General features: G+C 71.7%; 10 protein-coding genes and 1 pseudogene. 9 read left to right on the forward strand and 2 right to left on the reverse strand.

The genetic code is table 11. The features are described 5' to 3' along the window. Positions 1-302 (reverse strand): annotated as a pseudogene (locus OUY22_RS31965) (DUF695 domain-containing protein); the annotation flags it as partial. Between the two features lie 118 nt (positions 303-420). Between OUY22_RS31965 and mnmA the strand changes: the two are divergent. Continuing rightward, complete coding sequence (gene mnmA / locus OUY22_RS31970) at positions 421-1,479, forward strand: tRNA 2-thiouridine(34) synthase MnmA (RefSeq protein ID WP_270158977.1); 1,059 nt, start codon at positions 421-423, stop codon at positions 1,477-1,479. A gap of 58 nt (positions 1,480-1,537) precedes the next feature. On the opposite strand, the gene OUY22_RS31975 is transcribed toward mnmA, so the two are convergent. Beyond that, complete coding sequence (locus tag OUY22_RS31975; RefSeq protein ID WP_270158979.1) at positions 1,538-2,167, reverse strand: MBL fold metallo-hydrolase; 630 nt, start codon at positions 2,165-2,167, stop codon at positions 1,538-1,540. Between the two features lie 24 nt (positions 2,168-2,191). On the opposite strand from OUY22_RS31975, the gene OUY22_RS31980 reads away from it, so the two are divergent. The 8 genes from OUY22_RS31980 (at position 2,192) to gatB (ending at position 12,838) form a co-directional block, all read left to right on the forward strand. Beyond that, positions 2,192-3,181, forward strand: coding sequence for a methionine synthase (locus OUY22_RS31980; protein ID WP_270158980.1), 990 nt, complete (start codon positions 2,192-2,194; stop codon positions 3,179-3,181). A gap of 52 nt (positions 3,182-3,233) precedes the next feature. After that, positions 3,234-5,417 carry an NAD-dependent DNA ligase LigA gene (ligA, locus tag OUY22_RS31985; protein ID WP_270158981.1) on the forward strand — a complete coding sequence of 728 codons (2,184 nt, stop codon included), beginning with the start codon at positions 3,234-3,236 and terminating at the stop codon, positions 5,415-5,417. Between the two features lie 157 nt (positions 5,418-5,574). After that, the gene (locus OUY22_RS31990; protein WP_270158982.1) at positions 5,575-7,674 is read left to right on the forward strand and encodes a putative bifunctional diguanylate cyclase/phosphodiesterase; all 2,100 of its coding nucleotides are present in this window, start codon (positions 5,575-5,577) and stop codon (positions 7,672-7,674) included. 113 nt (positions 7,675-7,787) lie between these two features. Next, positions 7,788-8,087 (forward strand): Asp-tRNA(Asn)/Glu-tRNA(Gln) amidotransferase subunit GatC, encoded by a 300-nt coding sequence (gene gatC / locus OUY22_RS31995; RefSeq protein WP_049556801.1) that lies wholly within the window; start codon positions 7,788-7,790, stop codon positions 8,085-8,087. After that, the gene (gene gatA, locus OUY22_RS32000; RefSeq protein WP_270158983.1) at positions 8,084-9,577 is read left to right on the forward strand and encodes an Asp-tRNA(Asn)/Glu-tRNA(Gln) amidotransferase subunit GatA; all 1,494 of its coding nucleotides are present in this window, start codon (positions 8,084-8,086) and stop codon (positions 9,575-9,577) included. Before gatC ends, gatA begins: the two co-directional genes overlap by 4 nt. Positions 9,578-9,594: 17 nt before the next feature. Then, on the forward strand, positions 9,595-10,755 hold the full coding sequence (locus OUY22_RS32005) for an AAA family ATPase (protein ID WP_270158984.1): 1,161 nt from the start codon (positions 9,595-9,597) through the stop codon (positions 10,753-10,755). Next, positions 10,752-11,336, forward strand: a complete 585-nt coding sequence (locus OUY22_RS32010; protein ID WP_270158985.1) for a DUF4276 family protein — start codon at positions 10,752-10,754, stop codon at positions 11,334-11,336. The genes OUY22_RS32005 and OUY22_RS32010 overlap by 4 nt, the downstream gene beginning before the upstream one ends. Before the next feature lie 14 nt (positions 11,337-11,350). Beyond that, positions 11,351-12,838, forward strand: coding sequence for an Asp-tRNA(Asn)/Glu-tRNA(Gln) amidotransferase subunit GatB (gene gatB, locus OUY22_RS32015; RefSeq protein WP_270158986.1), 1,488 nt, complete (start codon positions 11,351-11,353; stop codon positions 12,836-12,838). Positions 12,839-12,858 lie beyond the last annotated feature (20 nt).

Consider the following 12,858-nt stretch of genomic DNA (forward strand, 5'->3'; position numbering starts at 1 on the left):
AGCAGGGCGGCGGGCGGCGCCGCGCGGGCCCAGCGGTGCGCCAGCGGGCGCAGCTCGGCGTCGCCCGCGGCCGTCACGACCAGCGCGTGCGCCGCGTTCGTGCCCGGGGCCAGCTCCCACACCAGGTCGGGGTGGATCGCCGCCACCGCGGGACCGAGCAGCTCCGCCTGCTTGTCGCGCTCTCCGGCCGCGACCGCCGCGTCCAGCGCCGGCCTGGCGCTCTGCCACCACTGCCAGAACCCCGCCACGCGCTCAGCCGGGTCGGCACCCTCGTCGTCGCTCTTGCGCCCGAACAGTCGCATGGCTGAATCCTCGCAGACCCCGGGCCCCGGTCGTCACCCGCGTCGCCCCCGTCGCCCGGGCGCTTCGCCCGGACGCTTCGCCCGGGCACCTCCGCGCGGACAGTACGCTGGAACGGTCATGGGACTGCGTGTGCTTGCCGCCATGTCGGGCGGCGTCGACTCCGCCGTGGCCGCCGCCCGGATCGCCGAGGCCGGTCACGACGTCACTGGTGTCCACCTCGCCCTCTCCGCCAACCCCCAATCGCACCGCACCGGGGCCAGAGGCTGCTGCACGATCGAGGACTCGCGCGACGCCAGGCGGGCGGCCGACGTCATCGGCATCCCGTTCTACATCTGGGACATGGCCCAGCGGTTCCAACGCGACGTGATCGACGACTTCGTGGCCGAGTACGCGGCCGGCCGCACGCCCAACCCGTGCCTGCGGTGCAACGAGAAGATCAAGTTCGCCGCGGTGCTCGACCGGGCGCTGGCGCTGGGCTTCGACGCGGTCGCCACCGGCCACCACGCCAGGCTCGTCGACGGCGTGCTGTCCCGCAGCGCCGACCCGGCCAAGGACCAGTCGTACGTGCTCGGGGTCCTCACCCGCGAGCAGCTCGGCCACGCCATCTTCCCGCTGGGCGACTCGACCAAGGCCGAGGTGCGCGCGGAGGCCGCCCGGCGCGGGCTGACCGTCGCCGACAAGCCCGACAGCCACGACATCTGCTTCATCGCCGACGGCGACACCCGCGGCTTCCTGGCAGAGCGGCTCGGCGCGGCCGAGGGGCCGATCGTCGACGAGTCCGGCGCGGTGGTCGGCAGCCACCCCGGCGCTCACGGGTTCACCGTGGGCCAGCGCAAGGGCCTGCGCATCGACCGGCCCGCGCCCGACGGCAGGCCCCGCTACGTGCTGTCGATCGAGCCGGTGTCCAACACCGTCACCGTCGGGCCGCGTTCGGCGCTGGAGGTCACCCGCATCTCCTGCCTGCGCCCGGTGTGGAACGGCCCGGAGGTCCGCGACCACCTCACCGTGCAGCTGCGCGCGCACGGCGAGGTCTACGGGTGCGCGTTCGAGGAGCGCGACGGCGGCCTGGTCATCGAGCTCGACCGGCCGGCCACCGGCGTCGCGGCCGGGCAGGCCGCGGTGCTCTACTCGGGGCCGACCGTCATCGGGTCGGCCACGATCGCGTCGGCGGCCTAGAGCGGGCAGAGCGGGGCGGGCCAGAGCAGGCAGAGCGGCCAGCGCGGTCCAGCGCGGTCTAGAGTTCGACCGATTCGCCGACCGGGATGCGGCGCATCTCGGCCCCCTGCTTCTCCGACTCCGCCCGCAGCCAGGTGTCCACCAGGCCGAGCCCGAGGTCGTTGAGCAGCCCGTCATGCGTGGAGAACGCCCGCGCGGGCCGGACCGCGCGCAGGTACTCGACCATCTCCACGAGTTTCAGCCACGGCGCGTTGGTCGGCACCAGCAGGGTCTCCACCTCGGCGTCGGGCACGGTGAGCGCGTCGCCCGGGTAGAACAGCCCGCCGTCGAGCATGAATCCGACGTTGTGCACGATGGCCAGGTCAGGATGGTTCTTGGCGTGCCACTCGCCGAACACGTCCACCCGGAACCCGGCCGCCTCGAAGTCGTCGCCGTGCCGTACCACGTTGACCGTCAGCGGCAGGTCGGCGAGCTTGGCCGCGACGGCCTCGCACGTCCACACCTCCAGGCCGGGGGAGGCGGCGGCGAGCCTGTCGACGTCCAGATGGTCGAAGTGCTCGTGGGTGATGAGCACCGCGTCGGCGCCGTCGAGCACCGGATCGCGGGTGAAAGCGCCGGGGTCGACGACCAGGACCCGGCCGTCCTTCTCCAGGCGTACGCAAGCGTGCCCGTACTTCGTGAGCTTCATTCCGCAGAGCCTACGCTGGTGCCCATGTTGACGTGGGAAGCCACTGGGGTCGGATCGCACCCAGGTGACGATCATCTTGAGGCGCTGCGGGTCGTGTTCGGGGAGGTGCCGGGGCTGCCCTATCTGCCGGAGCTGCCCGCGCGCGGGGTCGGCGCCGACATGGTGGGGCGGACGGCGGGGCTCCTCGTCGACCTGCCCGTGGAGGTGCAGCCGTCCGGGTGGCGGCTGGCCGGGCGGCCGGGGCGCGACCACCGGCGCGCCGTCGACCACCTGCGGCGCGACCTCGACGGCCTGGAGGAGGTCGGCCACGGCTACGAGGGGCCGCTGAAGCTCCAGGTCTGCGGGCCGTGGACGCTGGCGGGGGCGATCGAGCTGCGCCACGGCGACAAGGTCCTGTCCGACCCGGGCGCGGTGCGCGACCTGGCCGCCTCGCTCGCGCAGGGCGTCGCCGACCACTGCGCCGAGGTGCGCCGGCGCATGCCCGGCGTCACCGACCTGGTGCTGCAGCTCGACGAGCCGGGCCTGCCCGGAGTGCTCGCGGGCACGGTGCCGACCGCCTCGGGGTTCGGCCGGCTGGCCGCCGTGGAGGAGTGGCGGGTGGAGGAGTCGCTGCGCGCCTTCCCCGAGCCGGTGGTCCACTGCTGCGCCCCGTCCGTGCCGTACGCGCTGCTGCGCCGGGCCGGGGTGCGGGCGGTGTCCGCGGACGCGTCGCTGATCAGGCGCAGGGACGAGGAGGCGATCGGGGAGCTCGTGGAGGCGGGCGTCGGGCTGCTCCTCGGCGTGGTGCCCGCCACCGACACGCGGCTGCCCGGCCCGGCGGCGGTCGCCAGGCCCGCGCTGGAGCTGTGGCGGCGGCTCGGCTTCGCGCCCGAGGACCTGGCCGGGAAGGTCGTGCTCAGCCCCGCCTGCGGGCTGGCCGCCGCCTCGCCCGGCTACGCCAGGGCCGCGCTCGCCGCCTGCAGGAAGGCCGCCCAAGTGGTCAAGGACGACCCCGCCCGCGACCTCAAGGATTGACGGTCCGCCGCGATACCGTTCTGCCTGGGGGTCCGTACGGGAAGGAGAGGCCGTGAGCGAGCTGGAGGAGGCGCCCGCGGCGGCGCGGGAGCGGCACGCCGAGCTGAGCGAGCTGGTCGAGGACGCGCGCTACCGCTACTACGTGGAGGACGCGCCGACCGTCAGCGACGCGCAGTTCGACACCTGGTTCAACGAGCTGCTGGAGCTGGAGCAGGCCCACCCGGAGCTGCAGACGCCCGACTCGCCCACGCAGAAGGTCGGCGCTCCGGTCTCGGGGGAGTTCGCCAAGGTCCGCCACCTGGCCCGGATGGAGAGCCTCGACAACGTCTTCGACGCCGAAGGCATGGCCGCCTGGCAGGCCAGGGCGGAGCGGCTGGCCGAAGGCGACCCCGGCCCCTACCTCTGCGAGCTGAAGATCGACGGGCTGGCCATCGCGCTGGTCTACCGTGACGGCAGGCTGGAGCGCGGCGCCACCCGAGGCGACGGGCGGATCGGCGACGACGTGACCGCCAACGTGCGCACCATCAGGGACATCCCGCACCGGCTCACCGGTGACGACGTCCCCAGCCTGGTCGAGGTGCGCGGCGAGGTCTACATCCCGGTCGAGGGCTTCAAGCGGCTCAACGAGCAGCTCGTGGAGGAGGGCAAGCCGCCGTTCGCCAACCCGCGCAACTCCGCCGCCGGCACGCTGCGGCAGAAGGACCCGCGCGTCACCGCCAGGCGGCCGCTGCGCATGCTGGTCCACGGCGTGGGCGTCTGGGAGGGCGCGGCGGAGCCGCAGTCGCAGTCGCAGGTCTACGAACGGCTGCGCGCGTTCGGGCTGCCGGTGAGCGACCTCTACCGGGTGGTGGACGGCGTCGACGAGGTCAACGCCTACATCGAGCACTACCGCGAGCACCGCCACGACCCCGCCTACGAGATCGACGGCGTGGTCGTGAAGGTCGACAGGTTCCGGGTCCAGCGCGAGCTGGGCTCGACCTCGCGGGCGCCGCGCTGGGCCATCGCCTACAAGTACCCTCCCCAGGAGGTCAACACCAAGCTGCTCGACATCCACGTCGGCGTGGGCCGCACCGGCAGGGTGACGCCGTTCGGGGTGATGGAGCCGGTGGTGGTGTCCGGTTCGACGGTCACCCGGGCGACGCTCCACAACGCCGCCGTGGTGGCCAAGAAGGGCGTGCTCATCGGCGACACGGTCGTCCTGCGCAAGGCCGGTGACGTCATCCCCGAGATCATCGGGCCGGTCACCGCCCTGCGCGACGGCGCCGAGCGGCCGTTCGTCATGCCCACCCACTGCCCCGAGTGCGGCACCGAGCTGGCCTACGAGCAGGAGGGCGACGCCGACCTGCGCTGCCCGAACGCCCGCGGCTGTCCCGCGCAGATCCGCGAGCGCCTCTACTTCGCCGCCCACCGCAACGCGCTCGACATCCGCGGCCTGGGCTACGTCGCCGCCACCGCGCTCACCCAGCCGGTGCCGCCGCAGCAGCCGGTGGTGCGCACCGAGGCCGACCTGTTCGACCTCACGATCGACAGGCTGGTGCCGATCCGGTCGGTGGTCCGCGACCAGGAGTCCGGCCTGCCCAAGCTCGACCCCAGGACCGGCGAGCAGAAGATCGTCTCGCTGTTCTCCAACGCCGACGGCAACCCCAGCCAGGCGGCCCACCAGCTCATCGCCGAGCTCGACCGGGTCAAGCGGGAGGCGCCGCTCTGGCGGGTGCTGGTCGCGCTGTCGATCCGCCACGTCGGCCCGCCCACCGCGCAGAAGCTCGCCGCCGAGCTGCGCTCGCTCGACGCCGTCATGAACGCCACGGAGGAGGAGCTGGCCGCGGTCGAGGACATCGGGCCCCGGATGGCGGTCACCATCAGGGAGTGGTTCCAGGTCGACTGGCACCGCGAGATCGTGGAGCGGTGGCGGGCCGCGGGCGTCCGGATGGAGGAGGAGGCGCCGGCCGTCTCCGAGCTGCCCCAGACGCTGGAGGGGCTGACGTTCGTGGTCACCGGCACGCTCCCGGCCCACACCCGCGACGAGGCGGGCGCGGCGCTTGCGGCCAGGGGCGGCAAGGTGACCGGCTCGGTGTCGAAGAAGACCTCGTTCCTGATCGCCGGCGAGAACGCCGGGTCCAAGTACGACAAGGCCGTGAGCCTCGGTGTCCCGATCCTGACCGGCGAGGGTTTCGCGGTCCTGCTGGACCGCGGGCCCGAGGCGGCGGCCGAGCTGGCGGTCACCCCCGAACCGTAATTGTCGGGAAGTTTCTGCGGATACAGGGCGTTGACCAGGTAACTACGGAGGGTGGGTGCGTGCCGGGGAGGGGATGTGACGGAACGTACGCGCTTGGCTTCACGAAGTGGGTTATGGTCGTACCCTCCCATAGGGACCTAATGGGGGTTTCGTTACGATGACTGACCCAACCGACACTCGCGACACCGGGCCGCGCGCCGGCACGCCTCTGTGGGCGTTCCTCGCGGGCGTCACCGCGATCGGCTTCACCGCGCTCCTCGTGGCCGTGCTGAGGCTCGATCCGGGCCCGTCCACGGAGCTCGTCCGCACCCCGCTGTTCTGGATGCTCGCCGTGCTGGTGATCCTGGGCGAGCTGCGGCCGGTCATGGTGTCCTCCGCGACCGCGGTGGGCGGCACGTACCCCTCGGCCATGTTCACCTTCGCGATCCTGCTCTACCTCGGGCTGCCCGTGGCGGTGCTCATGCAGGCGGCGGCCATCATCGTCAACGCCATGGTCACCCGCAAGGCCTGGCACCGGGCGATGTTCAACGTCGCCCAGTCCACGCTCGCGCTCACCGCCGCGGCCGTCGTGATCGGCGCGTTCGGCCACGTGCCCAGCCCCGCCGTGCCGTGGGTGCCGAGCGGCGACGACCTGCTCGCCATCGTGCTGTCGGGGGTCGCCTACTTCACCACCCGGGCCGCCCTCGTCTGCGGCGCCGTCGCGCTGCACGAACGCCGCTCCATCCTGCGGGTGCTGCGCGCTTCTGTCGGGCCGCAGGCCCTGGTGTACGCCGGACTCCTCGGGCTGGCCCCGCTGGTCGTCGTCGTGATGAACCACTCACCCGGGCTGGTGCCGCTGTTCGTTGCCCCGCTCGCGGCCGTCTACTTCACCGCCACGCTCTCCATGCGCCGCGACCACCAGGCGCTGCACGACGAGCTGACCGGGCTGCCCAACCGCAAGATGCTCATCGTCAGCACCGAGGAGGCGCTGGCCGAGTCCCGCCAGGACGAGCGGGTCGGACTGTTCCTCATCGACCTCGACCGGTTCAAGGAGGTCAACGACACGATGGGCCACCCGGTCGGCGACCGGCTGCTGCAGCTCGTCGCCCACCGGCTCACCCACTCGGTGCGGCCGGGCGACGTGGTGGCGCGGCTCGGCGGCGACGAGTTCGCCGTGCTGCTGCCGTCCATCAGGGACGCGCACGCCGCCCGCGAGGTGGCCGCCCGGCTGCGGGCCGCCCTCACCGAGCCGGTGCGGCTCGAAGGCATGTCGTTCGACCTCGACGGCTCCGTCGGCATCGCCCTCTTCCCCGACCACGCGCCCGATTTCGAGCTGCTGCTCCAGCGCGCCGACGTGGCCATGTACCTGGCCAAGGAGGGCCGCACCGGCGTCGAGATCTACCAGCCCGACAAGGACCGCAACTCGCCCGAACGGCTCACCCTGCTGGGCGACCTGCGCCGCGCGCTCGACGGCCGCGAGCTGTGCCTGCACTACCAGCCCAAGGTCGCTCTGGCCTGTGACGCCGGGGCCGCCGGGGGCGCTGGCGGCGCCGTGTACGGGGTCGAGGCGCTGCTGCGCTGGCGCCATCCGATCCACGGGGCGATCGGGCCGTCCGACTTCATCCCGCTGGCCGAGCAGTCCTACCTGATGCGTCAGCTCACCGCGTACGTCATCGACGAGGCGCTGGAGCAGGCCGCCCGCTGGTGGCACACCGGCCTGCGAGTGCAGATCTCGGTCAACATCTCCGCCCGCGACCTGCTCGGCCACGCCCTGCCCGAGCAGCTCGAAGCCGGGCTGGCCAGGCTCCGGCTGCCGCCGTCGGCCATCCAGCTGGAGGTCACGGAGCGGATCCTGACCGGCGAGCAGGCGTACACCCAGGAGACGATCAAGGCGCTGGCCGCGCTGGGGGTGCCGCTCGCGCTCGACGACTTCGGCACCGGCTACTCCTCGCTCATCCGGTTGCAACGGCTGGCGGTCTCCGAGGTGAAGATCGACGCCTCCTTCGTGCGCCGCATGGCCGACTCCGCCGACGACGAGCGCATCGTCCGCTCCATCGTCGACCTGGTCCGCTCGCTGGGGCTGCGCTCCGTGGCGGAGGGCGTCGAGTCCGAGGCGGTCGCCCTGCGCCTCGCCGAGATCGGCTGCGACCTGGGCCAGGGATGGCTGTTCTGCGAGCCGATGCCGGCCGCCGACGCCACCGCCTGGCTCCGCGAGCGCCTGGCGGCCGTCCAGGAGCTCGGCCACGGCCTGCGGCCCGAGATGACCCAGAGCGTCTGACCGGCCCGCGACACGGCACGTGTTTCCAGGTGGTTAACGATTCTGAGGCGATCCGTCGACGCCCCTAGGATGTGAGTGTCCCAACTCCATCCACGAAACGGGTTCAACGACTCATGTCCGCCATAACCCGCGACGAGGTCGCGCATCTGGCCCGGTTGTCCAGGCTGGCGCTCACCGACGACGAGCTCGACCACTACGCCACGCAGCTCGATGCCATCATCGAGTCGGTCGCGAAGGTGGCCGAGGTCGCCGCCGAGGACGTGCCGCCATCGTCGCACGCTCTGCCTCTGACCAACGTCTTCCGTCCCGACGAGGTGCGACAGTCCCTGACGCCCGAGCAGGCCCTCTCCGGGGCTCCCGCCGTCGAGGACGACCGCTTCCGGGTGCCGCGCATCCTCGGGGAGGAGGCATGAGCCTGATCCGCAAGACCGCCGCCGAGCTCGGCGCGATGATCGCCGCCCGCGAGGTGTCGGCGACCGAGGTGGCCGAGGCCCATCTCGACCGGATGGCGGAGGTGGAGCCGCAGGTCCAGGCGTTCCTGCACGTCGACCGCGAGACCACGCTGGAGCAGGCGGGGGCCGTCGACGCCAGGCTGCGGGCCGGGGAGAGGCTCGGACCGCTGGCCGGGGTGCCCATCGCGCACAAGGACATCTTCGCCACCCGCGACATGCCGACCACGGCCGCGTCCAAGATCCTCGAAGGCTGGCGCCCGCCCTACGACGCGACCGTCACCCGGCGGCTGCGCGAGGCCGGCCTGGTCATCCTGGGCAAGACCAACCTGGACGAGTTCGCCATGGGCTCCTCCACCGAGAACTCGGCCTACCACGTCACCCGCAACCCGTGGGACCTGACCCGGGTGCCCGGCGGCTCGTCGGGCGGCTCCAGCGCCGCCGTGGCCGCGTACGAGGCGCCGCTGGCGACCGGCACCGACACCGGCGGCTCGATCCGCCAGCCGGCCGCCGTCACCGGCATCGTCGGCATGAAGCCGACCTACGGCGGCTCGTCCCGTTACGGCCTGATCGCGTTCGCCAGCTCGCTCGACACGCCCGGCCCGTTCGCCCGCAACGTGCTCGACGCGGCGCTGCTGCACGAGACGTTCTCCGGCCACGACGCGATGGACTCCACCTCCATCGACGCGCCGGTCCCCTCCGTGGTGGAGGCCGCGCGCCACGGTGACGTCTCCGGCATGCGGATCGGCGTCGTCAAGGAGTTCGCCGAGGGCGAGGGCGCCCAGCCCGGCGTGCTGGCCCGCTTCAACGAGACGGTCCAGCTCCTGGAGTCGCTCGGCGCCAAGGTCGTCGAGGTGTCCTGCCCGTCGTTCGCCAGCGCCCTGCCGGCCTACTACCTGATCGCGCCGTCCGAGTGCTCCTCCAACCTGGCCCGCTTCGACGCGATGCGCTACGGCCTGCGCGTCGGCGACGACGGCGAGCGCAGCGCCGAGGAGGTCATGGCGCTGACCCGGGCCGCCGGGTTCGGCCCCGAGGTCAAGCGGCGCATCATGCTGGGCACGTACGCGCTGTCGAGCGGCTACTACGACGCCTACTACGGGCAGGCACAGAAGGTCCGCACGGTCATCTCGCGCGAGTTCGAGGCCGCCTACCACCAGGTCGACGTGCTGATCTCGCCGACGACGCCGACGACGGCCTTCCCGATCGGGGAGCGGGCCGACGACCCGATGGCGATGTACCTCGCCGACCTCTACACGATCCCGTCCAACCTGACCGGCAACGCGGCCATCTCGGTGCCGTGCGGCCTGGCCGACGAGGACGGCCTGCCAGTGGGCCTGCAGATCATGGCCCCGGTGCTGGGCGACGACCGCTGCTACCGCGTCGGCGCCGCCGTGGAGCGGGCCCTGGAGAGCCGCTGGGGCGGCAGCCTCCTGGCCAAGGCCCCGGCGCTCTAGGAAAGGGGGACGGCGGCGTGCTCACTCGTATCGAGATCGACGGGTTCAAGTCCTTCCTGGACTTCGAGCTCGACGTGCCGCCGTTCCTCGCGCTGGTCGGGCCGAACTCGAGCGGGAAGTCCAACCTGCTGGACGCGCTCGATTTCGTGGCGACCACGGCGCGCTCAGGGCAGGACGCTTTGCTGACGGCGAAGCGCGGGCGCGCCCATCAGCTGTTCCACCAGGCCGTTGAGGGGGGCGGCGCCTCGGCGTTCGAGATCCGGCTGACGCTGCTCTCGGAATACGGCTCGGAGCTGTGGCCGATCCATCTGGACACCATCGCGAGAAATCCGGCGGAACCTGTCGTGGAGCAGTTCGGCACCTACGGCTGGAACGCAGGAGAACTGGATCGTCTGCCCCAGGCGGTGAAGGCGCGCTGCCGAGATGAGATCAGCGTCGCCCCGGGCGATGAGGAGGACGAGGACACCGACCTCGTGCTCATGGATGCCGCATCCGCGGTGGACTGGCGTTGGTACGAGCCGGACCCGCGTGCCATGCGTGCCGTGGCGTCGGCCGCGGATCGCCGGCCGCTCCGTTCGGATGGCGCGAACCTGGCCGCGGTCCTGGGCAGACTCCACGAGACCGAGGCGCTCGATCCGCTCGTTCTGGACTTGGCCGCGCTCATTCCCGACGTCGCCGGGCTGGTGCCCTACCTCGATGTGCGGCGACAGGAATGGTCCTTCGACCTGGTGATCGGTGGGCAGGGCCAGGTGTCCAGCGCGTTGCTGTCCGATGGCACGCTGCGCATTCTGGGACTGTTGGCAGCTCTTCATGATCCCGTGCACCCGGGAGTGCTCCTCATCGAGGAGATCGAGAACGGCCTGCATCCCAGCAGGCTGGCGGAGCTGCTCCGCCGGATCCGGCGACTGGTGACGGACCTGAACGATCCCCGCGCTCTGCTCCGGCCGCTGCGGCAGGTGATCCTCACTACCCACTCGCCTGTGGTGGTTTCGGAGCTCTACCGGCTGCAGCCGGAGTCGCTTGTCTTCCTGGACAGCGCGGTTCGGGTCGATCCGGAGCGTGCGGTCATGTCACGGGTCACCGTGGCCAAGCCCGTCCGAGCGGAAGGGGAGCCCGGGACGTTCGTGTCACCGCGCCAGGTTCGCCGGTACCTCTCCGCCGTGGAGACTCCGACATGAGTCGCCCACTGGTTCCCGGCCTGGTCGCCGAGGGGGAGACTGATGAGATCTTCCTGGGCATCTTGATCTTTCGTCAGCTGCAGCAGCTCACCTGGGCCTCCGCGCGGTGCGCGGTGAACGTGGCCCCGTCCGAGATCGCATCCTGCCGTTCGATCCGTGATGAGGATCGGGTGATCGAGGCGCTGAGCGACCTCGCCGGCGAGTGTCATCTGCTTTTCGTCCACAACGATTATCGCGAACGCCGCAAGGTGGAAGCGGTGCGGCAGGCGACGGGTCTTCCGGTGGTCGGCGTGGTGCCGGTGCGGGAAACCGAGGCGTGGCTGCTCGCCGACCGGAAGGTGTGGATGGGGTTCAAGGGCAGCGATCTCCGGCTGCTTCCGGCGAACCCACGTGATGTGGAGAGGATCGCCGATCCGAAGCAGGTCCTGGACCGGGTGGTGCCTCGCCAGAACCAGCACGTCCGGGACTATTTCGAATCCATAGGCAGAAACATCGATCTTGACGTCCTGGCCCAGGTCCCCGCCTACGCGGCGTGGGTGGCCGAGACGGAGAGCGCACTGAAGGGACTTGGTTACTTGTGAGCACTGACACGTTCATGCCGTACGACGAGGCGATCGAGCGCTTCGAGCCGGTGCTCGGGCTGGAGACGCACGTCGAGCTGGGCACCGAGTCGAAGATGTTCTGCGGCTGCAAGACCACGTTCGGGGCGCCGCCGAACTCGCAGGTCTGCCCGACCTGCCTGGCGCTGCCGGGGTCGCTGCCCGTGGCCAACGCGCAGGCGATCGAGTCCACGATCAGGATCGGCCTCGCGCTGAACTGCTCGATCGCCGAATGGTGCCGCTTCGCGCGGAAGAACTACTTCTATCCGGACATGCCGAAGAACTACCAGATCTCCCAGTACGACGAGCCGCTCTGCTTCGACGGCTACCTGGACCTGGAGGTCGGCGGCGAGACCGTGCGGATCGAGATCGAGCGGGTCCACCTGGAGGAGGACACCGGCAAGTCCACCCACGTGGGCGGCGCCACGGGCCGCATCCACGGCGCCGACTACTCGATCGTCGACTACAACCGGGCCGGCATCCCGCTGGTCGAGATCGTCACCAAGCCGATCCCCGGCACCGACCGGCTCGCGCCCGAGGTGGCCAAGGCCTACGTGACCGAGCTGCGGGAGATCATGCGCTCGCTGGGCGTCTCCGACGTGCGCATGGAGGAGGGCTCGCTACGCTGCGACGTGAACGTCTCGCTCATGCCCCGCGGCTCGTCCGAGTGGGGCACCCGTACCGAGACCAAGAACGTCAACTCGCTGCGCAGCGTCGAGCGCGCGGTGCGCGGCGAGATCGAGCGGCAGGCCGCGATCCTCACCGACGGCGGCCGGATCGTGCAGGAGACCCGCCACTTCCACGAGGACACCGGCACCACCACGTCCGGCCGGTCCAAGGAGGAGGCGCAGGACTACCGCTACTTCCCCGAGCCCGACCTGGTGCCGATCGCGCCGGACCCGGCCTGGGTGGCGGAGCTGAAGGCGGCCCTGCCCGAGCTGCCGTCGGTCAAGCGCAAGCGGCTGCAGGCCGAGTGGGGGCTGTCCGACCTCGACATGCAGGCCATGCACAACGCCGACGCCATCGACCTGGTGGAGGCCACGGTCACCGCGGGCGCGCCCGCGGGCGACGCGCGCAAGTGGTGGATGGGCGAGCTGGCCCGCCGCGCCAACGAGTCCGGCCGGGCGCTGGCCGACCTGCCGATCACGCCGCGCCAGGTGGCCCGGGTGACCGAGCTGGTCGCCTCCGGGGCGCTCAACGACAAGCTGGCCCGTGAGGTGCTGGAGGGCGTGCTCGACGGTGAGGGCTCCCCCGACGAGGTGGTCGACCGGCGCGGCCTGAAGATCGTCAACGACGAGGGCGAGCTGTCGGCCATGATCGACGAGGTGCTGGCGGGCAACGCCGACGCCGCCGACAAGGTGCGCTCCGGCAAGATCGCCGCTGTCGGCGCGCTCGTGGGCGGCGTGATGAAGGCCAGCCGGGGCAAGGCCGACGCGGCCCGGGCCCGCCAGCTCATCCTGGAGAAGCTCGGCGTCTCCGAATAGCCCCGGCCGATGGCCCCAGC

Origin of the sequence: Nonomuraea corallina, from assembly GCF_027620315.1 — a bacterium.
GTDB classification, from domain to species: domain Bacteria; phylum Actinomycetota; class Actinomycetes; order Streptosporangiales; family Streptosporangiaceae; genus Nonomuraea; species Nonomuraea corallina.